Source organism: Sphingopyxis sp. 550B (assembly GCF_057401805.1).
Genome location: NZ_CM171610.1, coordinates 1,205,680 through 1,229,146 on the forward strand (window position 1 = coordinate 1,205,680; position 23,467 = coordinate 1,229,146).

19 protein-coding genes are annotated in these 23,467 nt (G+C 68.0%); 6 read left to right on the forward strand and 13 right to left on the reverse strand.

Features of this window, described 5'->3' with window-relative positions; genetic code table 11:
- Window positions 1-88 precede the first annotated feature (88 nt).
- Window positions 89-1,393, forward strand: a complete 1,305-nt coding sequence (locus tag AC2S9W_RS05645) for an NAD(P)/FAD-dependent oxidoreductase (protein ID WP_076073666.1) — start codon at window positions 89-91, stop codon at window positions 1,391-1,393.
- Window positions 1,394-1,516: 123 nt separating this feature from the next.
- Here AC2S9W_RS05645 and AC2S9W_RS05650 read toward each other — a convergent pair whose 3' ends face one another.
- The gene (locus tag AC2S9W_RS05650) at window positions 1,517-1,987 is read right to left on the reverse strand and encodes a MarR family winged helix-turn-helix transcriptional regulator (protein ID WP_076073668.1); all 471 of its coding nucleotides are present in this window, start codon (window positions 1,985-1,987) and stop codon (window positions 1,517-1,519) included.
- A gap of 81 nt (window positions 1,988-2,068) precedes the next feature.
- On the opposite strand from AC2S9W_RS05650, the gene AC2S9W_RS05655 reads away from it, so the two are divergent.
- Window positions 2,069-3,808 (forward strand): DUF885 domain-containing protein, encoded by a 1,740-nt coding sequence (locus tag AC2S9W_RS05655; protein WP_076073671.1) that lies wholly within the window; start codon window positions 2,069-2,071, stop codon window positions 3,806-3,808.
- Window positions 3,809-3,887: 79 nt separating this feature from the next.
- Here the strand turns inward: AC2S9W_RS05655 and AC2S9W_RS05660 are convergent, their stop codons facing one another.
- The 4 genes from AC2S9W_RS05660 to AC2S9W_RS05675 all read right to left on the reverse strand — a co-directional run bounded on the left by AC2S9W_RS05660 (window position 3,888) and on the right by AC2S9W_RS05675 (window position 10,162).
- Complete coding sequence (locus tag AC2S9W_RS05660) at window positions 3,888-5,324, reverse strand: indolepyruvate oxidoreductase subunit beta family protein (RefSeq protein WP_104959283.1); 1,437 nt, start codon at window positions 5,322-5,324, stop codon at window positions 3,888-3,890.
- Window positions 5,324-7,447, reverse strand: a complete 2,124-nt coding sequence (locus AC2S9W_RS05665; protein ID WP_076073674.1) for a ferredoxin family protein — start codon at window positions 7,445-7,447, stop codon at window positions 5,324-5,326. Before AC2S9W_RS05665 ends, AC2S9W_RS05660 begins: the two co-directional genes overlap by 1 nt.
- Window positions 7,448-7,454: 7 nt before the next feature.
- Window positions 7,455-8,234, reverse strand: a complete 780-nt coding sequence (locus AC2S9W_RS05670) for a cyclase family protein (protein ID WP_076073676.1) — start codon at window positions 8,232-8,234, stop codon at window positions 7,455-7,457.
- A gap of 65 nt (window positions 8,235-8,299) precedes the next feature.
- Window positions 8,300-10,162, reverse strand: coding sequence for a tetratricopeptide repeat protein (locus tag AC2S9W_RS05675; RefSeq protein ID WP_076073679.1), 1,863 nt, complete (start codon window positions 10,160-10,162; stop codon window positions 8,300-8,302).
- A 78-nt stretch (window positions 10,163-10,240) separates the two neighbouring features.
- On the opposite strand from AC2S9W_RS05675, the gene AC2S9W_RS05680 reads away from it, so the two are divergent.
- Window positions 10,241-11,644 (forward strand): amidohydrolase family protein, encoded by a 1,404-nt coding sequence (locus AC2S9W_RS05680; protein WP_104959284.1) that lies wholly within the window; start codon window positions 10,241-10,243, stop codon window positions 11,642-11,644.
- Window positions 11,645-11,866: 222 nt separating this feature from the next.
- Here the strand turns inward: AC2S9W_RS05680 and AC2S9W_RS05685 are convergent, their stop codons facing one another.
- On the reverse strand, window positions 11,867-12,271 hold the full coding sequence (locus AC2S9W_RS05685) for a MarR family winged helix-turn-helix transcriptional regulator (protein WP_169799618.1): 405 nt from the start codon (window positions 12,269-12,271) through the stop codon (window positions 11,867-11,869).
- Between the two features lie 476 nt (window positions 12,272-12,747).
- Between AC2S9W_RS05685 and AC2S9W_RS05690 the strand changes: the two genes are divergently transcribed.
- Window positions 12,748-14,073, forward strand: a complete 1,326-nt coding sequence (locus tag AC2S9W_RS05690; RefSeq protein ID WP_199775048.1) for a M24 family metallopeptidase — start codon at window positions 12,748-12,750, stop codon at window positions 14,071-14,073.
- 40 nt (window positions 14,074-14,113) lie between these two features.
- On the opposite strand, the gene AC2S9W_RS05695 is transcribed toward AC2S9W_RS05690, so the two are convergent.
- Genes AC2S9W_RS05695 through AC2S9W_RS05725 form a run of 7 tightly spaced genes read right to left on the reverse strand, consistent with a single transcriptional unit; the run spans window position 14,114 to window position 20,463 of the window.
- Entirely contained in the window at window positions 14,114-14,518 is a 405-nt protein-coding gene (locus tag AC2S9W_RS05695) for a RidA family protein (RefSeq protein WP_076073687.1), read from the reverse strand.
- On the reverse strand, window positions 14,515-14,919 hold the full coding sequence (locus AC2S9W_RS05700) for an acyl-CoA thioesterase (RefSeq protein ID WP_076073689.1): 405 nt from the start codon (window positions 14,917-14,919) through the stop codon (window positions 14,515-14,517). Before AC2S9W_RS05700 ends, AC2S9W_RS05695 begins: the two co-directional genes overlap by 4 nt.
- Window positions 14,919-16,085 carry an acyl-CoA dehydrogenase family protein gene (locus AC2S9W_RS05705; protein ID WP_076073692.1) on the reverse strand — a complete coding sequence of 389 codons (1,167 nt, stop codon included), beginning with the start codon at window positions 16,083-16,085 and terminating at the stop codon, window positions 14,919-14,921. Before AC2S9W_RS05705 ends, AC2S9W_RS05700 begins: the two co-directional genes overlap by 1 nt.
- Window positions 16,085-16,894, reverse strand: a complete 810-nt coding sequence (locus tag AC2S9W_RS05710) for an enoyl-CoA hydratase family protein (protein ID WP_076073694.1) — start codon at window positions 16,892-16,894, stop codon at window positions 16,085-16,087. The genes AC2S9W_RS05705 and AC2S9W_RS05710 overlap by 1 nt, the downstream gene beginning before the upstream one ends.
- Window positions 16,891-17,388: a MarR family winged helix-turn-helix transcriptional regulator gene (locus AC2S9W_RS05715; protein WP_234002544.1), complete on the reverse strand. Its 498-nt coding sequence runs from the start codon at window positions 17,386-17,388 to the stop codon at window positions 16,891-16,893. The genes AC2S9W_RS05710 and AC2S9W_RS05715 overlap by 4 nt, the downstream gene beginning before the upstream one ends.
- Window positions 17,385-18,146, reverse strand: a complete 762-nt coding sequence (locus AC2S9W_RS05720) for an SDR family NAD(P)-dependent oxidoreductase (RefSeq protein WP_076073697.1) — start codon at window positions 18,144-18,146, stop codon at window positions 17,385-17,387. The genes AC2S9W_RS05715 and AC2S9W_RS05720 overlap by 4 nt, the downstream gene beginning before the upstream one ends.
- A 16-nt stretch (window positions 18,147-18,162) precedes the next feature.
- Window positions 18,163-20,463, reverse strand: coding sequence for a bifunctional salicylyl-CoA 5-hydroxylase/oxidoreductase (locus tag AC2S9W_RS05725; RefSeq protein WP_076073700.1), 2,301 nt, complete (start codon window positions 20,461-20,463; stop codon window positions 18,163-18,165).
- A 132-nt stretch (window positions 20,464-20,595) separates the two neighbouring features.
- Between AC2S9W_RS05725 and AC2S9W_RS05730 the strand changes: the two genes are divergently transcribed.
- Together AC2S9W_RS05730 and AC2S9W_RS05735 are read left to right on the forward strand one after the other, a co-directional pair.
- A complete protein-coding gene (locus AC2S9W_RS05730; RefSeq protein WP_234002545.1) occupies window positions 20,596-21,771 on the forward strand; it encodes a pyridoxal phosphate-dependent aminotransferase in 1,176 nt (391 codons plus the stop codon).
- 43 nt (window positions 21,772-21,814) lie between these two features.
- Entirely contained in the window at window positions 21,815-23,467 is a 1,653-nt protein-coding gene (locus tag AC2S9W_RS05735; RefSeq protein WP_104959285.1) for a DUF885 family protein, read from the forward strand.

Below are 23,467 nucleotides of genomic sequence, written 5' to 3' on the forward strand. Positions count from 1 at the left end.
TTATGACAGTGTCCCGAGTTGTGGGCGTCGCGACGGGGTCTCTCCCGCTCGTCGCGATGGGCACCCTCTTCGTCGCTTCGACGGAGCGATGATGCAGCATCGATCGATCTCCCGCGCCGCTCGCAAGGATAGTGTCACGAGCCCGCTGTGGACGGCGACCGCCGCCCCGGGGCCCGCGCTGGCGCCGTTGTCGGGCCATGTCGAGAGCGACGTGCTGGTCGTCGGCGGCGGCATCGCCGGAACCGCGACGGCGCTCCATCTGGCCGAAAAGGGTGTCCCGGTCGTGCTGGTCGAGGCGGGCCAGCCGGGCGACGGCGCGACCGGGCAGAGCGGCGGACTCGTCGCACCCGACTATATCCGCCATTCGCCCGATTCGGCGCGACAGGCGTTCGGCGCGGAGGACGGCGAACGGCTGAACCGGATGATCGGCGCCTCGGGCCGCTTCGTCTTCGACCTTATCGCGCGGCACGCGATCGATTGCGATGCGCGCCCGGACGGCTTCTACACGCCCGCGCACACCGAGGCGCTCGCCGACAATCAGCGCCGCTCCGCCGACCAGTGGCGGTCGCGCGGCTATGCCGTCGATTTCGTCGAGGGCGCAGAGGTCCGGCGGCTGTTCGGCACCGACCGCTATTGCGGCGCGCTACGCTTCGGCGACGGCGGCAGCCTCAACCCGCTCGGCTATGTCCGCGGCCTTGCCCGCGCGGCCGAGCGCGAAGGCGCGCGCCTGTTCGCGAACAGCCCGGTCGCCGCGCTCGAGCGGACGACGGACGGCTGGCTTTGCCGCACGCCCGGCGGGACGGTGCGCGCGGACCGCGTCGTTCTGGCTGCCAACGGCGGCAACGGTGCGCTGCACCCGGCGATGCGGCGGACGACCCTGCCGCTGCACGTCTTCCAGTTCGCGAGCGCGCCGCTCGACGAAGCGCAGCGTCGGGCGATCCTGACCGAAGGGGGCGCCTTCACCGACAAGGTCCCCTATCTGTTCACCGCGCGGCTCGACGGGCAGGGGCATCTGGTCTCGGCCTTTCCCGCGTCCTTCCTGATCCGCAGCGATGCCGCGCTCTATCGCGAGGCCCGGCGGCGGCTGGCGCAGCATTTCGCGGCGATGCCCGATCCGCAGATCGATTTCCTGTGGCGCGGCCTGGCGTGGGTGAACACCTCCTTCCTTCCCGAGGTCTATGATCTCGGCGAGGGGGCGATCGCCATTCAGGCCTGCAACGGCCGCGGGATCGCGACCAACAGCGTGCTGGGGGCGGAGGTGGCTGCCATGCTGGCGACGGGCGATCGCACGGCGCTTTCGGTGCAGCCGCGCGCGCCGGCGCCGGTGCGCTTCCATGCCGGCGCGGCGTGGCTGCCGAAGCTGCTGATGTCGATGGCCTATCTGTCGAACTGAGGCATGGGCGATCCGGGGTCGATCGACGTTCAGCTCTGGCCCGCAAACAGCGGCGCCATCGGAATGCTGAACTCCGGCACCGGCAAAGTCGCCATTTCCGCCTCGCTTGAACTGCGCCCGCCCCTAGGGCGCCAGCGGTTCCAGATTGTCGTGAAGCCGGCCGAGCAGCGCGATCAACTGCTCGAATTCCTCGGCCTTCAGCCCCGCGATCAGATGGGCATAGATGGGTGCGGTCGCCAGCCGCGCCTCGGCCAGCCGCGCTTCGCCACCCGGGGCGAGCGCGACCAGCGTCACGCGGGCGTCCTCGCGGCTCGGCGTGGCGGTCACCAGTCCGGCCGCGGTCATCCGCTGGATGATCCGTGTCATCGTCGACAGGTTGATGACCGCCGCCTGCGCGATCTCGCGCGCGCCGCGCGGCGATTCCTCGCCGAGGATCATCAGGACGCGCCAGCCTGGAATATCGAGGCCGATCGCGCGCAGCCGCGCATCGATGATGCTGTTGTACCGGCTGACCAGCCGGTTGAGCAGATAGAAGGGGTATCGATCGACCCGAAAGGCGGTGTCGCCGGGGTTCCCCGACTGAAAGACGTCCATGACCGCCGCTTTAGCTCAAAGCTCTTCGGTTTCAATCCGCCGCGTCCCGGTGCGGCGCCGTTCCCCTGAAAGGAATTCGCCATGGCTCCTGCAATCCCCACCCCGATCCGGCGCTGGTGCCGCGTCGTAGCGCTGTGCGGAGGAGCCCTGCTGCTGGGCGGGGCCGCGACACCCGACCTGCCCGACCTGATCGATCGTTACGAGCATTTCGCGGAAGACTATCCGATGGAGGCGGGGCGCTCCGATCCGTCGCGGGCGCGGGTCGGCTGGCCCGACGAGACGCCGGCGGGCATGGCGGGGCGCAAGGCCGAGCTCCAGCGGATTGCCGCAGCGCTCGATGCGCTCGACGATGCGGCGCTGACCGACGAAACGCGCGTCGATCGTGCCTATCTGCGCCAGCTCATCGCCTGGCGGGTCGAAGGGATAGACTTCGACGAACGGCGCTTCGCCTTCGTCGCGCATGAAGGCTTCTACAACACGCCCTATTCGCTCGCGCGCGGCCTGACCCTGCGCAGCGAAGCCGATGCGCGCGCGTGGGTGGAGCGGATGCGCGGCATTCCGCGCTATTTCGCCGAGCAGCGCGCCAACCTCGCGCGCGGGGTGGCGTCGGGCTGGACGCACCCCGCGGTCGTGATCGACGTGGGGGTGGCGATCCTGCGCAACCAGATCGCGCAGCCCGTGGCCGAGGACCCGATGCTGGAGCCGCTCAAGCCCTATCCGGCGATCGCGGCCGAGGCGCAGCGATTGATCGAAACGGACATCCGGCCGGCGCAGCGCGAGGCGCTAGCCTATATCGACGGCCCCTATCGCGCGAAGGCGCGCAAGGAACTGGGTATCGCGGCCGTGCCGGGCGGGCGGGCCTATTACGACTTCCTGCTGCGCTATTATACGACGACCGACCTGACCGCCGAGCAGATCCACGAAATGGGGCTGGCGGAGGTACGCCGGATCCGCGCCGAGATGGACAAGGTCATCGCCTCGACCGGCTTCGAGGGGAGCTTCGCCGACTGGCTGCGCTTCCTGCGCACCGACCCGCGCTTCTATGCGACGAGCCGCGAAGGCCTGATCGAGAAATATGCTGCGGCGGCCAAGCGCATCGACGGCGTGCTGCCGCGCTATTTTTCGGTTCTGCCGCGCCAGCCCTTCACGATCGTGCCGGTGCCGCGCGAGCTGGAAGAAGGCTATACGACCGCGCGCGGCGGCGGCGGCGGCGATTTCGAAAAGGGCTTTGCCGGGACCTTCGTCGTCAACACCTCGCATCTCGACCAGCGGCCGCTGTACGAGGTCCCGGCGCTCAGCCTGCACGAGGCAGCGCCGGGGCACCACACGCACGGCGCGCTCAACAACGAGAACAAGGCGCTCCCCGGCTTCCGCCGCGCCCGCGATCTGCTGGCCTTCCGCGAGGGATGGGCGCTCTATGCCGAACGGCTTGGGCACGAGATGGGCGTCTATCGCGATGCCTATGAGACCTTTGGCAGCCTCTCGACCGAGATGTGGCGCGCGTGCCGCATGGTCGTCGATACCGGCATCCACGTGATGGGCTGGAGCTATGACCGGGCGCGACAGTGCTTTGCCGAGAATACGGCGCTGGCCGACATCAACATCGACACCGAACTCGCGCGCTATATCGGTGCGCCGGGGGGCGCGGTCGCCTACAAGGTCGGCGAACTCAAGATCGTCGAGCTGCGCCGCCGCGCCGAACAGGCGCTGGGCGACCGCTTCGACATCCGCGCCTTTCACGACCTGATCCTCGCGCAGGGGCAACTGCCGATGACGATGCTGGAGGCGAAGGTCGACGCCTGGATCGCGGCGAAACGTTAGGGTCGTCCCATTCCGGTAGATGCGGCATATCAGCCCTTGATGCGAGCCAAGCGGGACAGAGTCTGCTTCGCGCCAGCGATCAGGAGGCCAGGGCTTGGTCGAGTGCCTGGCCTTCCTCGTCCGCCAGCGCCGCCTCGCGCAGGCGGGCGATGTCCGCGGCGGCGAGGTTGCCCTTGCGATACCGCTCGACGATCCGCTCGTAATTGCCGAGGCCGCGCTCGAACGTGTCGCCATAGCCCTTGATCAGCCGCTGGCATTTCACGATCTCGACCGCGACATCGGGCGCGGCGGCGCGGGCGAGCGCCAGCCATGCCTCGATCCGCTCCTGCTCGATCCGGTAGCGCAGCGTGCCGCGCCGCCAGCGCCGCCAGCCGGCGAGCAGCGACAGCATCAGGAACCAGCGCAAGCTGGTCGTCTCGACATGGCGACCCTTCGCGAACAGCGGCTTCAGCCGCCGCGTCAGCCAGGGACTGGCAAGAATGCGGCGCCCGATCGGCGCGGGCAGCGTCTCGCAGACCTCTTCAAGCCGCGGATGCATATATTCGGTGAGCTCGACGATCTGGTCGTCCTTCGCCTTCACCTCGGCGCGGACGCGGGCGAAGCGGCTCGCCCGGACCTTCAGGGCCGCGACGCGGATCGTGTCCTCATAGGACATCCACAGCGCCAGGTGACGCGCGGCTTCGGTCAGCAGCGCGGGATCGGTCCCGAGCGCTTCGAGCCGGTCGAGGTAGAGGGCAGCATAGGCCGCGTCCTGATAGTCCATCAGCCGTTTCACGCCCTCGACCGCGAAATCATGCGCCTCGCGCGGCAGATTCGCTTCGATGCGCGCCAGCAGCGCGCGCCCGGCCGCGGTGGTCGGCGCAGTGGCGCGCGGCGTTTCCTGCGGCGTTCCGCCCTTGCCCTGCGCGGCGTCGAAGCCGGCCGCGAAGCCTTGCAGATTGGTTTCGATCGCCTTGCCGCCCGCGCGGATCGCATCCTCGAAGGCCGCGCGGGGAAAGGGCAGGACGCCGCTGCCCGCGAGCGCGCCGAACATGATCGAACTGATGACGCTGCCCGTGCGCGCGGCGGCATCGTCCATGTCGAAGCCGATGAAGCGGCGGGCCCGCTCCTGCGCGGCGGCCAGGATGCGCTCGCCGCTGGCGCGGCCGTCGCCCATCGCCGATTTCTCGTCGATCGCGTAGACGCGGTGGGTCGAGCCGATCAGCAGCGTGTCCTTCGACACGAAGCCGCGCAGGATCGCGCGGCCGGCCTCCATCAGTTCCGACGCGAGGACGACATCGACGTCGCCGGGCACCGGCATGAGTGCGAGCACGGGTGGTGCGCTGGCGCAGCCGGCCGGGAACATCTCGATATAATAGACGGTGGCGCCGGTGCGCTGCGCGACGCCGGGGACCGAAGTGCCCTGCGCGACATAATTGTTCGCCTCGCCGAGCTGGACGATCCAGTCGGCGAGGACGCCGCCGCCTTGCCCGCCGAGCCCGAGGGCGGCGATGGTGATGCGTTCGCGCCCGGCCATCAGAAGGCCCTCGCGGCCAGCCGGCGCGCCGATCGCCGCTGGAGCGCGCCGATCACCCAGCCGCGCAGCCGATGGCGCAGCCGATCGCGCCGATCGGGATTGGCGATGATCCGCGCCTTGTAGAAGGACGGGCAGAGGACGGCCGCGTGGCTGACCTCTCCGCACACCCCGCATCCGACGCAGCTGTTCTCGACATGCGCAATCGGGTCCTGGCGCAGCGGATCGGGGTTCGTCCGGATCGTCAGCGACGGACAGCCCGACAGGCGGATGCAGCTGTGGTCGCCGGTGCAGGTGTCGGGGTCGACCCCGAAGCGTTCGCGCACCACCCGCTCGCCGGCGCGCAGAGCCTTCGCCATCTGGGGCTTGATGCGCCGCTGGCGGTTAAGCTGGCATTCGGACTGGGCGACGAGCACCTTCGGGCCCTTTTCGGGCGAGGTCAGCGCGTCGCGGATCGCATCGCGCATCCCCGCCACGTCATAGGTGCGCGTCCGCGTCTGCGCCCAGCCGATGCCGACGCCGCGCACCGCGCGCTCGATCGGGTTGTTGGTCTGGCGGTGCGGCGGCCGTGCGCGCGACGAGGGGATGTCCTGTCCGCCGGTCGCGGCCGAATAGCCGTTGTCGACGATGATCGTCAGATTGTCGTCCTGGTTGAAGACCGCGTTGCCGATGCCCGACGTCAGGCCGTTGTGCCAGAAGCCGCCGTCGCCCATGATCGCGACCGCGCGCTTGCCCTCGGGCTTGAACGCGGAGGCGCCCGCGGTGCCGAGGCCATAGCCCATCGTCGTGTTGCCGATGTGAAAGGGCGGCAGGATCGAGAAGAGGTGGCAGCCGATGTCGGCGGAGACGTGCAGTTCCCCAACCTCTTTCTGGACCAGCTTCATCGCCGAGAAGATCGGCCGCTCAGGACAGCCGGTGCAGAAGCCCGCGGGCCGCTGCGGCACTGCGCCCGGCGGCAGCGCGGACGGCTGGGCAGGCTCCTCGGCCGGTGCGCGGTCGGGGGCGTGGGCGCGCAGGAAGCGGGCGATGCCGTCCTTGATGACCGCGGCCGTATATTCGCCCGCGCGCGGCAGCACATCCTTGCCGACGATGCGCGTCTGCAGGTCGGCGCGGCGAACGAGCGTGTTGAGTTCGTGCTCGATGAATTCGGGCTGGCCTTCCTCGACCACCAGCACCGCGCGCTTGCCGGCGCAGAAGGCCTGCACTTCGTCGGGGATCAGCGGATAGGTGACGTTGAGCACATAGACGGGCAGCGCCGCATTGCCGAAGGCGTCGGACAGGTCGAGCAGTTCGAGCGCGCGGTTGAGCGAATTGAACAGCCCGCCCTGGACGATGATGCCGATCTCGTCGCGCTCGGTGCCGAAATGCTCGTTCAGCCTGTGCTGCCTGACGAAATCGATGCCGGCGGGCCAGCGCTTCTCGATCTTCTCGACCTCGTGCAGGAAATTGGCGGGCGGCAGGACGATGCGGTTGGTGTCGCGCGTCGGTGCCGCCGCGGCTTCGGCGACGGTCAGCGGCGGCCGCCGGTTGTCGCGCGCCGTGAAGCTGCCCGTGACATGGCAGGCCCGCACCCTGAGTTCGAGCATGACCGGGGTGTTCGACGCTTCGGACAGCTCGAACCCCTTTTCGACCATGTCGACGATCAGCGGCAGGCTGGGCCGCGGGTCGAGCAGCCACATCTGCGATTTCATCGCGAAGGCGTGGGTGCGCTCCTGCATGATCGAGGAGCCTTCGCCATAATCCTCGCCAAGGATGATCAACGCCCCCCCGGTGACGCCTCCCGAGGCGACGTTCGACAGCGCGTCCGACGCGACGTTGGTGCCGACCACCGATTTCCACGCGACTGCGCCGCGCAGCGGATAGTTGACCGACGCGGCGAGCATCGCCGCGGCGGTCGCCTCGCTGGCCGAGCTTTCGAAATGCACGCCGAGCCCGGCCATCAGGTCGCTGGCGTCGGAAAACACGTCCATCAGGTGGCTGATCGGCGATCCCTGGTAGCCGCCGACATAGGCGACGCCCGCCTGGAGCAGCGCCTTGGTGACCGCGAGGATGCCTTCGCCGTGGAAGGACTCGCCGTCGCCGAGCTTGAGCTGCTCGACCTCCGCCTTGAAGGAACGTTCCGCCATTGCCGCGTCAGTCCGCGACGAGCGCGAGCACGCGCAGCGGGCTGCCCGAACCGCCCTTGATCTTGAGCGGCGCGGCGACGACCACGCTGCCCGTCGGCGGCAGCAGGTCCAGATTCTCGAGACACTGGAGCCCATAGCGGCCCGCCGCGTGGAACAGCGTGTGCGCCGGATAGGCCGGATCGAGCAGATGCGCCTGCCCCGCGTCGGTGCCGATCGTCTCGACGCCCAGCCCGTGTGCGTCGCGTTCGTCGACCAGGAAACGCACCGCCTCCGCCGACGGCCCCGGTGTGTGCGCCCCGTCCTCGCGCCGGTTGGTATAGGCGTCGACGTCGCGCTTCGACCAGTCGGTGCGCAGCATGACCCAGCTGCGCGGCGGGATGCGGCCGTGCGTCGCTTCCCATGCCTTTATATCCTCGACCGTCAGCAGATAGTCGGGATCGGCCGCCGCCTTCTGCGAGATGTCGATGACGACGGCGGGCGCGATGAAATCGGCGGGCGCCACCGTGTCGACCGAATTGTTGGGCAGGTCCTTGCCCGTGATCCAGTGGATCGGCGCGTCGAAATGGGTGCCGGTGTGCTCGCTGACCGTAAAATTGTTCCAGTACCAGGCGACTCCGCGCTCGTCGTAGCGCGAAATCTCTTCCTGGCTGAAGGCGGCGCACTGGCCGAATTCGGGCGGCAGGACGAGCGTCGGCGTCTCGGGCGACAGCGTCTGGGTCAGGTCGATGGTGCGGATCGCGCCCGATGCGACGCCCGCGGCGAATTGCTGGATAATGTTTGCAGTCATGATCTTTTCTCCCGAGCCGGATTGTGCGTCGAAAAACTTGCATATGCAAGTAAATTGATGATCCCCTAGTCCGCCGGCACGACGTCGAACGCGATCGTCGTGCGGTGCCCCTCGTCGGCGAAGGGGATGGTGCCGTGGTAGAAATAGGACGGGAACAGGACGAGGCGCCCCGGTTCCGGACGCACCGTGCGGACGATCCGTTCGCGGGCGCCGAGGCGCAGGCCGGTTTCGCCGAACTTGAGCCACCCCTGTTCGCCTTCGGCGACCGCCGCGGGGAGGGCGACATAATAGACCGCGCTGATCCAGCCTTCGGGGTGGATATGGTTGGTGTGGTGGCCGCCGTCGTGCAGCCGCACCGACCAGGAGCCCGAAAAGGCGAAGCGGGATGCCTTGCGGTTGAGGAAGGGGTGAGCGGCATCGTCGGGCAGCGCGGCGATATAGCGGCGGACGCCTTCCTCGATCAGCGCCCGGACCGCCGCAACCTCCGGCACGTCGCGGCCGAACAGGTCATCGGCCGTCTGCGTCCCGCCGCGCAGCGTCTGTTCGAGCGGATGCCGCTGCCCGAGGTGCAGCGCGCCAAGCGCTTCGTCGAGCCGGCGATTGAAACCGGCGACGTCGCCGTCTGCGGGACTGAGGGCCAGTGTGCCGATCAGCGCCACATCGTTCAGCCATTCGGCGAGGGCATCGCCGGTGAACCGCCACGCGATACCCTGGAGGGCGAGTGCCTGCTGATCGCGGGGATCGGTATCGAGGCGGCGCGCGATGCGCGGCATCGCCTCCGCCGGCCGGTCGAGGATCAGGAGCGAGCGGGCGGATTCACGCAGGGCGGCTGCATGCTCCGGGTCGCCGTCCAGCGCGGCGTCGAAGGCGGCGAGCGCCTCTTCCGACCGGCCGCTCGACCAGAGCGCCTGCCCCAGCCGATGTTGCAGGTCGGCGCCGCCGACGCCGCGTGCGACCGCCGGGGCGAGCAGCGCCGCCGCTTCGCTGGGCTCGCCGCCGAGCGTCAGGCGGTTGGCAAGCCCCGCGAGCAACCCGGCGTCGTCGGGATGACGGCGCAGCGCCTCGCGATAGCTGTCGAGATGGCGATCGGCGCGGCGATGCTCCCAGAGCAGTCGGCTGAGCGAATCGTGCATCGCAGCGTCGGCTGGCGTCAGGCGGATCGCCGCGCGATAGGCGGCGGCGGCTTCGTCGATGCGGCCAAGATCCTGCAGGCAATGCCCGAGGTTGTACCGGATTTTCGCTTCGCCGGGTGCCTGCGCGGCGCATTCCTCGAAGAGCGGCAAAGCCTCTTCGGGGCGCCCGACGAGCCGCAGCGCCACCGCGAGATTGTGCTGCCAGGGCGCATGGTCGGGGCGCAGGCGCAGCGCGGTGCGGTAGGCGTCGACGGCCTGCTTTCCGTCGTTCAGCGCGTTCAGCGCCTGACCGAGCACGGCCCATGCGCGCGCATGGTCGGGGCGCGCGCGGACGAGCGGAGCGAGCCCGTCGCGTGCCGCGCCCGGATCGCCGAGCGCGATCCGCGCCAGCGCGAGGTTGATCCGCGCGTCGTCGTAGCTGGGCGCAAGAGCCAGCGCTTCCTGATAGGCGGCGGCGGCCTCGGCGTGCCGTCCGAGATCGGAAAGGCTGCTGCCCAGATTGTTGAGCACGTGCGGCTGGCCGGGACGGGCGGCCAGCGAACGGCGGAACAGCGCCGTCGCCGCGGTGTGATCGCCGCGCCGCCGCGCGACCATCCCCAGCAATTGCAGCGCGTCGGGCTGATCGGGGCTCTGGGCCAATATGGCTTGCAGGCCGGCTTCCGCGGCATCGAAACGCCCCGAGCGGGCAAGCACCATCGCCTGACCAAGCGCCTGTTCGAGGCCTGCCTGCGGTTGCGCCAGCGGCATGTCGTGCTCCGGCGGCCGCGATCGCCCGCCGATCCGGCCGCCGCGCATCGAAGCAAATCCCTCTTGTGTCGTCAAGAGAATCGCGCTTTAAATCATGTGTAAATTCACATTTCAGGGGAGGTTGCCATGCCGGATCATATCGCACGTCGTCGAGGGGGCGATCGCTGGAAGCACGCGGCGCTGGGCGTCGGCCTGCTGACATCGCTCGCCGCCTTGTCGCCGGTTGTACAGGCGGCCGAGCGCCCGATTCCCGAAACGACCGACGACGTGCGGCGCGTGCCGATTCCCCCGATTGATCGCAGCCACGAACCGATCGTCGTGATCGCCGGCGGCACGCTGATCGACGGACGCGGCGGCGCGCCGATCTCCAATGCGGTGGTGGTGACTCAGGGCGACCGGATTCTCGCCGCGGGACCCGCCGGGTCGGTGGCAGTGCCGGCCGATGCCGCGCGCACGATCGACGCCTCCGGCCTGTACGTGATGCCGGGCCTGATCGATCTGCACATCCACTTCACCCAGCAGCGCTGCGACGATTTCGGCAAATATTCTGACAGCCCGGCAGGCGCCGCGATCCGCGGCGTCGCGCTGGCCGAGCAACTGATCAACGCTGGCATCACCGCGGCACGCGACGTGGGTACCGTCGACGATGTCGCGCTGCGCATCAAGGAAGGGGTCGACCGCGGCATCATCCGCGGGCCGCGCGTCCTGTGGAGCGGGCGCATCATCGCGACCACCGGCGGCCACGGCGACGAGGTGACGTCGACGGCGACCGGGCGGCAGAAGCCAGCACTGGGCGGGCCGTCGAAGGGCGCCAACGGCCCGTGGGAATGGCGCACCGCGGTGCGCGAGCAGATCCGCAACCTTGCCGACTGGATCAAGCTCGGCGCGCCGGCCGATAAGGAGGAACTGGCGGCGGCGATCGACGAGGCGCACTCGCTGGGCGTGCCGGTCGCGATCGACAGCTTCGGCAAATATACCGACTGGGCGATCGAGGCCGGGGTCGACACGCTCGAACATCCGCTGGCGATGAGCGACAATGCGGTGCCGCTGATGAAGAAGCACGGGACGGCGTTCGTCCCGACGATCATCGCCTTCGACAATCTGCTCAACGGCGGCTATCCGACCGCCGGCATTCCGAGCGGCGGTTTCTATAACACCCATTCGCGCCGTTTCGTGATCGACCAGCGGGACCATCTGAAGCGCGTGACCGAAGCCTATCGCGCCGGCGTGCCGATCGGCGTCGGGACCGACATTCCGTTCGAAAACGACGAACGCTATCCCGACGCCTATTTCCATGAACTCGATTATCTGAGCCAGGCGGGGATGAGCAACGCCGACATCCTTGCATCGGCGACCCGCGTCGGCGCGCAGATCATGCGGATGGGCGACAAGCTGGGCACGATCGAAAAGGGCAAGATCGCGGACATATTGATCGTCGGCGCGAACCCGCTCGATTCGCTCAAGAATCTGCGCGACGTCCGCTACGTCGTCGCGGACGGCAAGGTGGTCGTCGACGGGCCGGCGCGTTAGGCCGGACCGACATTCCGCTCTGGCGACCTGCAAATGGCGGTTTTTCGCGCTTCCGCTGCTCAAGTCGGGAATTATCCCTTTTCGACAAGGAACCATTCCCGGCGAAAGCCGGGGTTCACGCAGGACAGTACTGTGCCCTGGACCCGGGCTTTCGCCGGGGAACAGGTTCTTGCCGCTTGCGGGTGGCGCGTCCGTACGATGTCATCGTCCGCCCACGCGGCGCTATTCGATTGGCAGTTTGCTGAGGTTGGCGCTGATCTTCTGAAGCGTGCGCAGCAGGTGGGCGAGGTCGCGGTTGCTGATGCCGTCCATCGCGCGCGTGAACTGGCGTCCGACGATCGGGGTCAGCTTGCGCAGCGTCTGCTGGCCCGCGGGCGTCAGCGTGACTTCGGTGACGCGGTTATCCTCGGGATTGGGCTCGGTCGTCACGAGCCCCTGTTCGATCATCCGGTCGATGATCCGGCTGATCGTCGACCGCTTGGTCAGGGCGGCTTCCGCGATCGCGCCGATGCTAGCGGGCTGACGCTCACGCAGCACCGTCATGACGCGATAGACGGGCTTGGACACGCCGTGCTTGTGCAGCACCTTGTCCATGTCCTCATGATATTTGAAATCGGCGTGCGCCATCAGATAGAATGGCGAATTCTCCAGGCGAAATGTCGGACTGCTCGGGTCGTAATCACCACGATTTTCCATTTCGCCCCCCAATTTGTCCGTCGATTTCCTCGTCGACCTTGCGTTCATGTGTTCCCCAAATGCCCTGTAGGATCAAGCCGTTCCGTCATGGCGAAACGCTCATGGCGCTCGAATTAGCCGAAAACATATGTATTTGCACTTGGTTATGAGGGGGCGGTTCCGAAATCGTCTGCCGGGTGCTCGCGCCGGTGCCGGGAAGGATTGCGAGACGGCCCTCGATCTCCTCCCTTGCCGTTACGACTGCCGTTCTTTTTCCCCATAGTGGTTAGTGACGCCCGCCACGGCATCACGTGGTCCTTTCCGTGGTGGATAAATTGACACTAATCGCGTGAATATGAATATATAAGTCGCGCTGAGCCGACCGGCCGCTTCCGCGGGACGGCACGCAATACAGGAGGAGGGTGGCGATGCGGGCGAATCGGCTGGTGCGGACGATGGGAATGCTGACGATGCTGTCGGCGGTGATCGCGGTTCCCGCCCCGGCGCAGGAAGCGAAACAGCGCTGGGACCAGCTATGCCAGATCCGCAAGGACAAGCTCGACCTGATCCTGCCGGAGGCGATGCGCGAGAACGGCATCGACATGTGGATCGTCGCGTCGCGCGAGGGGCATGACGATCCCAATGCGGCGATGCTGGGCGGCGGCTATGTCGGCGACATCGGCTATTATATCTTCACCGACCGCGGCGGCGGGCGGATCGAGCGGGCGGCGCTGGGCATCGGCGGCGCGGCCTTCGAACAGTGTCCGCTCTATGATATCAAGGGGCCGCCGTCGGACCTGCGCGCCTTTGTCGAGGCGCGGGCGCCCGCGCGCATCGGCATCAACGTCGCGACCGAGATCGGCACCGCCGACGGGCTCAGCCGTTCGCTTTACGAGGCGCTTCGCGCGGCGCTGGGTCCCGATCTGGCGGCGCGGCTGGTCTCCGCCGAAAAGCTCGTTTCCGATTTCCGCTCGCGGCACAGCGCCACCGAGATCGCGGCCTTTGCGCGCGCCGGCGAATATTCGCGGACCATCGCCGAACGGGCGCTATCGAACGAGGTGATCCGGCCGGGCCACACGACGACCGGCGATGTCGCCTGGTGGATGATGGAGGAATTGCACCGGCAGGGGCTGGGCAATAGCTTCGGCCTGCCCAGCATCTATGTGCTGGGGCCGGGCGAACGCGGGCCGACGTCGGGCGATCATGTGATCCAACCGGGCGACCTCATCACCATGGACTGGGGCGTCAACTATCTGCTCGCCTATACCGACATGAAGCGCATGGCCTATGTGTTGAAGCCCGGCGAGAATGCGCCGCCGCCGGGCGTGCAGCGCGCCTTCGACAAGGCGATGGAGATACGGCGGATGATCCTCGACGCGATCCGCCCGGGCGTGACCGCGGGCGAGGCGCTGGCGGCGGTCAACCGCCGCGTCGCGCAGACGCCGGGGCTTGCGCTCGGCCGCTACGACGATCCGAGTCCCGACCCGAAATATTCGGACGTGGTGATCGGCAGCCATTCGGTCGGCGACTGGGGGCATGGATCGGGGCCGTCGATGGCGGATTTCAACCCGCTGCGCATGACCTATGCCTTGCGGCCCGGCAATTTCCTGTCAATCGAACTGTTTCTCTATACCCCCGTTCCCGAATGGGGCGGGCGCAAGATCAAGATCCCGCTCGAAGACAATGGCGTGGTGATCGCGCGCGGCTTCGAGTGGACCGCGCCCCCGGCGAGCCGTATCCTGCTGGTGAAATAGCGTCCCATTCAGCCCTCCCCAGAAGGGGGAGGGGCTCGATTCACACTTCGGGGACGACCGCGATCGTTTCGATCTCGATCTTCGCCTCGGCCTCGACCAGCGCCACGACCTCGGCCACCGCCATCGCGGGGAAGTTGCGGCCGATCAGATCGCGATAGGCTTCGCCGATCGCGGGCAGGCTGGCGAGATATTCGTCGCGGCTCGTCACATACCAGGTCATGCGCACGATATGCTCGGGGCCCGCGCCAGCCTCTGCGAGGATCGCCAGCGTGTTGACCAGGACCTGGCGGAACTGGCCCGCGAGGTCGGGGCTGACGAAGCGCTCCTCGTCATCCCAGCCGACCACGCCGGCGGTGAAGACCATGCGGCCGGTCGCCGCGACGCCGTTGGCGTAGCCGCGCGGTCGTTTCCAGCCGGGGGGGAGCAATGTTTGATGAGCGGTCATGATATTTCCTTGTTCAGACGGTCGAGAAGCTCTGGCGGCCAGGGGCGCGAGCGGCCCTGCGCCAGATCGATGAGCACCTGGGTGTAGCGGACGGAGAAGCGGGGCTGGCCCGCGCAGGCGATGGCGACGGCCAGATCGACCGAACTGCGACCCGCCCGCGTGACCGCGACGGTGAAATCGAGCCGGTCGCCGAGGCGGCTCGGCGTCGCGAATTCGGCGTGCAGGCTGACCGTCGGCAGGCCGAGCCCCATGTCGAGATGCAGCGTGCGGCGGTCGATCCCCAGCACCGCTGCGGTCCAGTCCTCGATCGCCGCATCGCACAGCTCAAAATAGCGCGGATAGAAAGCGATGCCCGCGGGGTCGCAGTGCGCGAAGCGCAGCGGCAGGCTGGTGTGGAACATCAGGGCGCGCTCTGGGCGAGATGCTGGCGCGCGATCACGACCTTCTGCACCTCCGACGCGCCCTCGTAGATGCGCAGCGCCCGCACCTCGCGATAGAGCGCCTCGACCGGCGTGCCGACGGTGACACCGAGGCCACCGAACATCTGCACCGCCTTGTCGATCACCTGCTGCGCGCTGTCGGTCGCGTGCAGCTTGGCGAGCGCCGCCTCGCGCGTGTTGCGCTCGCCGCGCACGTCGCGGAGCCAGCCGGCGCGGTAGATGAGTAGCGCTGAGGTGTCGACGTCGAGCACCATTTCGGCGAGCTTCGCCTGCGTCACCGCATTGTCGGCGAGCGTGCCTGCGCCCAGCTTGCGGACCCGCGCGCGCGCGGTCGCCTCGTCGAGCGCGCGGCGCGCGAAGCCGAGCGCGGCGGCGCCGACGGTGGTGCGGAAGATGTCGAGCGTCGCCATCGCGGCGGCGAAGCCGCGCCCCGATTCGCCGAGCAGCGCGGTTTCGGGCAGTGCCATGCCGGTAAAGGTCAGGGTGGCGAGCGGATGCGGCGCGATGACGGCGATGCGCTCGGTCACCGCGAGGCCGGGGGTATCGGCATCGACGATGAAGGCCGACACGCCCTTTGCGCCGGGCGCCTCGCCGGTGCGGGCGAACAGGACATAATAGTCAGCGATGCCGCCGTTCGAGATATAGGTCTTGGCGCCGTCGACGCGATAGCCGTCGCCGGTGCGGGTCGCGGTTGTCTCCATCGACGCGACATCGGAGCCTGAGGCGGGCTCGGTGAGCGCGAAGGCCGCAATCTTCCGCCCCGCCGCGACGTCGGGCAGATAGGCGCGCTTCTGCGCCTCGGTCCCGAACAGGCTGATCGTGCCCGACCCGAGCCCCTGCATCGCGAAGGCGAAGTCGGCGAGGCCCGAATGGCGCGCCAGCGTTTCGCGGATCAGCGCGAGCGAGCGGATGTCGAGCGTGTCGTGCATCCCGCCATAGGCGGTGGGGACGCAGTAGCGCAGCCAGCCGGCGTCGCCGAGCGCTCGGACCAGCGCGCGGCATTCGCCGTCGACATCTTCCGAATGGGCGTGCGCGACGTTCGCCGCGCACCAGTCGTCGAGCTCGCGGCCGAGGCGGCGGTGGCCGTCGTCGAGGAACGGCCAGTCGAGGAAGCTGCGGTCGGCCATCAGTCGCCCGCGAATTCGGGGCTGCGCTTGTCCGCGAACGCCTCGAAGGCGCGGCGGAAATCGTTGGTCGCCATGCAGATCGCCTGCGCCTGCGCCTCCATCTCGATCGCGGTCTCGACCGAGACCGCCCATTCGGTGTTGAGCTGCGTCTTGGTGATGCCGTGCGCGAAGGTGGGGCCGCTGGCGAGCGAGCGGGCGAGGCCGAGCGCCTCGTCGAGCAGCGCGTCGGGTTCGACGAGACGGTTGTGGAAGCCCCAGCGTTCGCCTTCCTCGGCACCCATCATCCGGCCGGTGTAGAGCAGGTCCGACGCGCGGCCCTGGCCGATGATGCGCGGCAGGATCGCGCAGGCGCCCATGTCGCACCCGGCGAGGCCGACGCGCGTGAACAGGAAGGCGGTCTTTGCCGCCGGGGTCGCGATGCGCATGTCCGACGCCATCGCCATGATCGCGCCGGCACCGACGCAGATGCCGTCAATCGCGGCAATGATCGGTTGCGGGCATGCGCGCATCGCCTTGACGAGATCGCCTGTCATGCGCGTGAAATTGAGCAGTTCGGGCATCCGCATTTCAGTCAGCGGCCCGATGATTTCGTGCACGTCGCCGCCCGACGAGAAATTGCCGCCGGCGCCGATGACGACCACCGCCTTGACCGCGGGCGCGTAGACGAGCGCGCGGAAGGTGTCGCGCAGTTCCGCGTAGCTTTCGAAGGTCAACGGGTTCTTGCGGTCGGGGCGGTTGAGCGTGACCGTGGCGACGCCGGCGTCGAACCGCCAGCCGAAATGTTGGGGCGAAAAGCTTTCGGGATTCATGCGTCTTCCTTTCCAGTGTCGGCGGCCAGCGAGTGCTTGAGCGCGCCGAGCAGATCATAGAGCGCCGTGCGCTGGTCGCGGCTGAGCCCCGCGAGCATCGCGTCGATCCAGTCGTGGTGCGCGTCGGCGAGACCGGCGAAGCATTCGCGCCCCTGCTGCGTCAGGCGGACGATCGACGCGCGGCCGTCGGTCGGCGACGGGGCGATGCTGACATAGCGGTCGCGGGCGAGCGTCTGGACGACGCCGGTGACATTGCCGTTCGAAACCAGCAGCGCCTGCGACAACTGCCCCATCGTCATGCCTTCGGGGTGGCGGTCGAGCGCGGCCATGACATCGAAACGCGGCAGGGTGACGCCGAACCGGTCGGCGAAACGGCGCTTGATGCGCTTTTCGATCACCGTCGCGCAGGTGAGCAGCCGCAGCCAGAGGCGGACGTTGCCGTGCGCGCCCATCGCGCCGTCGTGCTTTTCGCGGATCGCGGCGGGGGCGGTCACATCACCTCTCCGCCCGCGACCATCACCGCCTGCCCGGTCACCGACCGGCTGGCGGGCAGGCAGAGCCACAGCACCGCCTCCGCGACCTCAACGGGGTCGATGAGCCGCCGCTGCGGGTTGAAGCGCGTCAGTTCGGCCAGCGCCTCGGTTTCGCTGCGGCCGGTCTTCGCCCGGATATTGGCGACAGCCCGCCCGACGATGTCGGTGTCGGTAAAGCCGGGGCAGACGGCGTTGGCGGTCAGCGGCGTCGCGGCATATTCGGTCGCGAGCGCGCGCATCAGCCCGATCGCGCCATGCTTCGACGCGACATAGGGCGCGGTATAGGCATAGCCCTTCACCCCCGCGGTCGATGCGACGGTGACGATGCGTCCGGCGGGCGCCGCCAGCAGGTCGGGCAGCGCCGCCTGGCAGCAATGAAAGAGGGCGTCGAGATTGATCGCCATCGCGCCGCGCCATGCTTCGGCCGTGACGCGGGCGAATGGCGCGCTCGGCGCGATCCCGGCGTTGTTGACGAGAATGGAAATCGGTCCATGGGCGCTGCGCGCGCTATCGAACGCCGCCTCCACCGCCGCGCGATCGGCGACGTCGGCGGGGGCGACATGCGCGTGAGGCAGCGAGGCCGCCGTCGCTTCGAGGGCGTCGCGCCTGCGCCCGATCAGCGTCAGCCGCGCACCTTCGGCCGCGAGCGCCCGTGCGATGGCGGCACCGATTCCCGATCCGCCCCCGGTGATGACGGCATGCACGTCCTGCAAACGCATTGGGACTCCTCCCGCCTCAGCCCCGCAGGGCGGCTTCCTGTTCGGCCGCACGCTTCATGTTGCGCGCGAGCTGGCTCATCCCGTTCAGATAGGGGGAGGGCACCGCGGCGCCGCGATAGTCGTGCTGCGCCGCGGCGCGCAGCGTCCACATCGGATCGATCATGTGCGGGCGCCCGAGCGCGACGAGGTCGGCGCGGCCGGCGGCGAGGATCGAATTGACATGGTCGGGTTCGAAGATGTTGCCGACCGCCATCGTCGACACGCGCGCCTCGTTGCGGACCTGGTCGGCGAAGGGAGTCTGGAACATGCGGCCATAAACGGGCTTGCAATCGGCCCAGGTCTGGCCGGCGGACACGTCGATCAGGTCGGCGCCCGCGGCGCGAAATGCCTCGGCGATCAGCACTGCCTCGTCGGGCGTCACCCCGGCATCGCCCATCCAGTCGGTGGCGGAGATGCGGACCGACATCGGCCGTTCGGCGGGCCACGCCTCGCGCATCGCGGCGAAGACCTCGAGCGGGAAGCGCAGCCGGTTTTCGAGGCTGCCGCCATATTCGTCGGTGCGCCGGTTCTGGAGCGGCGTGATGAAGCTCGACAGGAGATAGCCGTGCGCGGCGTGCATCTCGACCATGTCGAAGCCGGCGTAGATCGCCATGCGCGTCGCCGCGACGAACTGGTCGCGCACCATGTCCATGTCGGCGCGCGTCATCGGACGGGGCGTCTGGTTCGATCCGCTCCACGGCACGTCGGACGCGGCGATCAGCGGCCAGTTGCCCTCGTCGAGCGGCTCGTCCATCCCTTCCCAGCCGATCTTCGTCGATCCCTTGGCGCCCGAATGGCCGAGCTGGAGGCATAGCTTCGCCTTGCTGTCGCGGTGGACGAACTCGGTGATGCGGCGCCACGCGGCGGCGTGTTCGGGCGTGTACATGCCGGGGCAGCCCGGGGTGATCCGCGCCTCGGGCGAGACGCAGGTCATCTCGGTATAGACCAGCCCCGCGCCGCCCTGCGCGCGAACGCCATAGTGGACGAAATGGAAATCGCCCGGCGTGCCGTCGACCGCCGAATACATCGCCATCGGCGACACGACGATGCGATTTTCGAGTTGCATGTCGCGCAGCTTGTAGGGGGCGAACATCGGCGGCGCGCCGGCGTCGCGGCCGCCGGGCGCCTGCGCCTGGAACCAGCGTTCGACGCTTTCGAGCCAGCGCTTGTCGCGCAGGCGCAGATTTTCGTGGCTGACGCGCTGCGAGCGGGTGAGCAGCGAGTAAGCGAACTGGATCGGCTGGAAGGGCAGGTAGCGGTCGAGCGTCTCGAACCATTCGGTCGAGTTGCGCGCGCTGTTCTGCAGCTTCAGCACCTCGATGCTGCGTTCGGCCTGATATTCCTCCAGCGCCTGGGCGCGGGCGAGACCCGGGCGGTTGAGCACCTCGGCAAGCTTGATCGCGTCCTCGAGCGCCAGCTTGGTTCCCGATCCGATCGAGAAATGCGCGGTGTGCGCCGCGTCGCCGAGCAGGACGAACTTGTCGTGCGACCATTGGCCGGTGATGATGCGCCGGAAGTTGAGCCACGCGGCCGAGCCGCGCAGATGCGACGCGTTCGACATCAGCTTGTTGCCGTCGAGATATTTGGCGAACACGCGCTCGCTCCACGCGATCGCCTCGTCGGGGCCTTGCCGGTCGAGGCCCAGCTTTTCCCACGTTTCGGGCGCCATCTCGACAATAAAGGTCGAGAGATTGTCGTCGAAGCGATAGGCATGCGCCCACACCCAGCCTTCTTCGAGCTGCTCGAAGGCGAAGGTGAAGGCGTCGAACGTCTTGTGCGTGCCGAGCCAGATATAGCGGTTGCGGCGGGTCTGGATGTCGACGTCGAAATGCTCGGCATAGGCGTCGCGGATGCGGCTGTTGGCGCCATCGGCGGCGATGACGAGGTCGTAATCGACCCAGTCGGCGAGATCGGGCCCCATCTCGGTTTCGAAATGGAAACGGACGCCCAGTTCGCGGGCGCGGTCCTGCAGGATGCGGAGCAGCCGCTTGCGGCCGATGCCGATGAAGCCGTGCCCGGTCGACCGGATGCATTCGCCGTGGATATGGACGTCGATGTCGTCCCAATGCGCGAATTCGTCGCGGATCGTCGCCCCGCTGACGGGATCGTTCGCCATCAGATTCTCGACCGTCTGGTCGGAAAAGACCACGCCCCAGCCGAAGGTGTCGTCGGCGCGGTTGCGCTCGAACACGTCGACCTGGTGCGCGGGGTCGCGCAGCTTCATCGAGATGGCGAAATAGAGGCCGGCCGGGCCGCCGCCCACGCATGCGATCTTCACTGCGAACGACTCCCTACCGTTGACGATGCGGCGATTCCTAAGCCCATGCCGGAAAAGCTTCAAGCCTAAAATTTTAAGCTTGAAATATCATATATCATGCAATTATTCACGTGTATGGACAGCATTGGAGGCATGATGATGAAGTGGCCGGCACAGCGTCTGACGACGGGATCGAAGAAAAGCTTCGGCATGTATGACGAGGCGGCGAAGCTCGATGCGCAGGGCGCCGACCTGATCCACCTCGAATTCGGACGGCCGCACGCCGACACGCCGGTGCATATCAAGGAAGCGGCGAAGGCGGCGCTCGACGCGGGCATCGTCCACTATGGCGATTTCCGCGGCACGCTGTCGTTCCGGCAGGCGCTGGTCGAAAAGCTGCGCAGCTTCAACGGCCTCGATTACGGCGTCGACGAGGTGCTGGTGACGAACGGGCTGACGCATGCGTCGTTCGCCGCGTTCATGGCGGCGCTCGACCCGGGCGACGAGGTCATCCTGCTCGATCCCTATTATCCGCAGCATGTCGGCAAGGCCGAACTCGCCGGCGGCAAGGTAGTGATCGCCGAGCTCGACAAGGCCGACAATTTCGCGATCTCGAAGGAGAAGATCGCGGCGAAGATCACCGACAGGACCCGGATGATCGTGCTGATCAACCCCGCCAACCCGACCGGCCGCGTCTATAGCCGCGCCGAGCTTCAGGCGGTCGCCGACCTGGCGATCGCGCACGACCTGCTCGTGCTGTCGGACGAGGTCTATGAATATATCACCTATGGCCAGGCGCCGCATGTCAGCATCGCGAGCCTGCCGGGGATGCGCGAGCGCACCATCACCTGCTTCGCCTTCACCAAGGCCTATTCGATGGACGGCTGGCGGGTCGGCTATCTGACCGCCGATGCCCGCCTGATGCCCGCGATCCTGCGCATCACCATGACCGACGTGACGCATGTCAACGTCTTCGTCCAGGAGGGCGCGCGCGCCGCCGTCGAGGGGCCGCAGGACGCGATGCACGCGCTGGTCGAGGCCGACCGGCGCAAGCGCGACATCGTCGTCCAGGCGCTCAACCAGATGCCGGGCGTGACCTGCGCCGAGCCCGAAGGCACCATCTATGCCTTTCCCGACATCAGCGGCACCGGGCGCGGTTCGCAGGAGCTGGCGATGGCGATCCTGCAGGAGGCGCATGTCGTCGTCGAATCGGGCAGCTTTTACGGACCGAGCGGCGAAGGCCACCTGCGCATCTGTTTCGGATCGGAATCGGAGGCGCGCGTAAGCGAGGCGATGGACCGGCTCACCCGCTTCTTCAACACGCTGTAGCCCGGCCGTGCGCGCCGCGACGGAAGGACGAAAGGGAAATGCCATGAGAAAGACGCTCCACCTCGCCGCCGCGCTGACCGCGATGCCGCTGCTGTCGCTTGCCGCGGCGGCGCCGCTCGCCGCGCAGGAACAGGCCGCGCGCCCGGACCATGGGGCGCTCGTCGCGCTCTACGACGCGTTCCGCGCCTTCGTGCCGCCGCCGATGGTGAAGGGCGTCCCCGATTATTCGCCGCCGGCGATGGCGAAGCAATATGAGGAGCTGAAGCGGTTCCAGGCCCGGCTCGCGGCGATCGACGACAGCGGCTGGCCGGTGTCCGAGCGCGTCGATTACATGGTCGTGCTCGCGGAAATGCGCGGGCTGGAATTCCAGCACCGCGTCGTTCAGCCGTGGAAGCGCGACCCCGCTTTCTACAGCACCACCAACCTCGGCTTCGGGCCGAAGATGCACGGCGCGATCGCGATCCCGAAACTGCCGCTGCCCAAGGACAAGCTGGCCGAGTTCACGGCGCGGCTGAACGCCGTGCCCGAAGCGTTGCGCCAGGCGCGCGTCAACCTGACCGAGCCGCGCGGCGACCTCGCCCGGCTGGGAATCGCGCAGAAGCAGGTCGAGATGAACGTCTATGGCGAACTCGCGGCGCGGGCGGCGCAGGTGCAGCCCGCGCTGGTCGCACCGGCGAAGCGGGCGCAGGCCGCCGCCGCGGAGTTCAAGGCGTGGCTCGAAAGCATCGAGGCGGGGCTTCCGGCGCACGGCGGCGTCGGCCGGGACAATTATGCCTGGTATCTGAAGAACGTCCTGCTGCTGCCCTATACGCCCGAGGACATCGCCGTGATCGGCGAGCGCGAATATCAGCGGCAGGTGGCCTTCCTGAAGATCGAGGAGCATCGCAACCGCCACATCGCGATGCCCGAGCCGGTGCAGACGCGCGCCGAATTCGACGCCAAGCGCAAGGCCGAGGACGAGGATCTGCTGAAATTCCTGCGCGACGGCGACTGGGTGACGATCCCCGATTATGTGCAGCACGATCCCGAGGAGGGGCCGTATCAGTTCCCGTTCGAGAAGGACCCGGCCAAGCCGGGGCTGTTCGATCCGCCGCTGCATCTCCATTTCTTCTTCCAGGCGGAGTTCCGCGACGGGCGCCCGCTGCGCGCGCACAACCTGCCCGGCCACGCCTTCGACGCGCTGCAGGCGGCGCGCGACACGCGGCCGATCCGCGGCAAGCCGCGCCTGTTCTTCGTCAACGGCCTGCGCAACGAGGGCTGGGCCTTTTACCTGGAAGAGATGATCCTGCAGGCCGGGCTGCTCGAGGACCGGCCCAAGACGCGCGAGATCGACTATATCCTGGGCGCGAAGCGCGCCGCGCGCATCCTGCCCGAGCTGAAGATGCAGGCGAACGAATGGACCTGGAAGCAGGCCAACGCCTCGCTGATCGCGCGCACGCCGAAGTGGATGGAGCCCGGCGACGCGGTGGCGCAGTTCGATATCGAGCTTTATCTGCGCCAGCCCGGCTATGGCATCGGCTATTACATGGGGAAGGTCGAGCTCGAGAAACTGCTCGCCGACGTCGCGATGCAGGAAGGCGACAGGTTCGACATCAAATCCTTCCACGACCGTTTCCGCGCCGCCGGGTCGATCCCGATCTCGCTCATCCGCTGGGAAATGACCGGCCGCGACGACGAGATCCGGGCGCTGCGGTAA

Bases quoted from the DNA above. Each gene is read 5' to 3' on its own strand.
- AC2S9W_RS05645 (WP_076073666.1), top strand. From the start codon at position 89: ATGATGCAGCATCGATCGATCTCCCGCGCCGCTCGCAAGGATAGTGTC.
- AC2S9W_RS05650 (WP_076073668.1), bottom strand. From the start codon at position 1,987: ATGGACGTCTTTCAGTCGGGGAACCCCGGCGACACCGCCTTTCGGGTC.
- AC2S9W_RS05655 (WP_076073671.1), top strand. From the start codon at position 2,069: ATGGCTCCTGCAATCCCCACCCCGATCCGGCGCTGGTGCCGCGTCGTA.
- AC2S9W_RS05660 (WP_104959283.1), bottom strand. From the start codon at position 5,324: ATGGCCGGGCGCGAACGCATCACCATCGCCGCCCTCGGGCTCGGCGGG.
- AC2S9W_RS05665 (WP_076073674.1), bottom strand. From the start codon at position 7,447: ATGGCGGAACGTTCCTTCAAGGCGGAGGTCGAGCAGCTCAAGCTCGGC.
- AC2S9W_RS05670 (WP_076073676.1), bottom strand. From the start codon at position 8,234: ATGACTGCAAACATTATCCAGCAATTCGCCGCGGGCGTCGCATCGGGC.
- AC2S9W_RS05675 (WP_076073679.1), bottom strand. From the start codon at position 10,162: ATGCGCGGCGGCCGGATCGGCGGGCGATCGCGGCCGCCGGAGCACGAC.
- AC2S9W_RS05680 (WP_104959284.1), top strand. From the start codon at position 10,241: ATGCCGGATCATATCGCACGTCGTCGAGGGGGCGATCGCTGGAAGCAC.
- AC2S9W_RS05685 (WP_169799618.1), bottom strand. From the start codon at position 12,271: ATGGCGCACGCCGATTTCAAATATCATGAGGACATGGACAAGGTGCTG.
- AC2S9W_RS05690 (WP_199775048.1), top strand. From the start codon at position 12,748: ATGCGGGCGAATCGGCTGGTGCGGACGATGGGAATGCTGACGATGCTG.
- AC2S9W_RS05695 (WP_076073687.1), bottom strand. From the start codon at position 14,518: ATGACCGCTCATCAAACATTGCTCCCCCCCGGCTGGAAACGACCGCGC.
- AC2S9W_RS05700 (WP_076073689.1), bottom strand. From the start codon at position 14,919: ATGTTCCACACCAGCCTGCCGCTGCGCTTCGCGCACTGCGACCCCGCG.
- AC2S9W_RS05705 (WP_076073692.1), bottom strand. From the start codon at position 16,085: ATGGCCGACCGCAGCTTCCTCGACTGGCCGTTCCTCGACGACGGCCAC.
- AC2S9W_RS05710 (WP_076073694.1), bottom strand. From the start codon at position 16,894: ATGAATCCCGAAAGCTTTTCGCCCCAACATTTCGGCTGGCGGTTCGAC.
- AC2S9W_RS05720 (WP_076073697.1), bottom strand. From the start codon at position 18,146: ATGCGTTTGCAGGACGTGCATGCCGTCATCACCGGGGGCGGATCGGGA.
- AC2S9W_RS05730 (WP_234002545.1), top strand. From the start codon at position 20,596: ATGATGATGAAGTGGCCGGCACAGCGTCTGACGACGGGATCGAAGAAA.
- AC2S9W_RS05735 (WP_104959285.1), top strand. From the start codon at position 21,815: ATGAGAAAGACGCTCCACCTCGCCGCCGCGCTGACCGCGATGCCGCTG.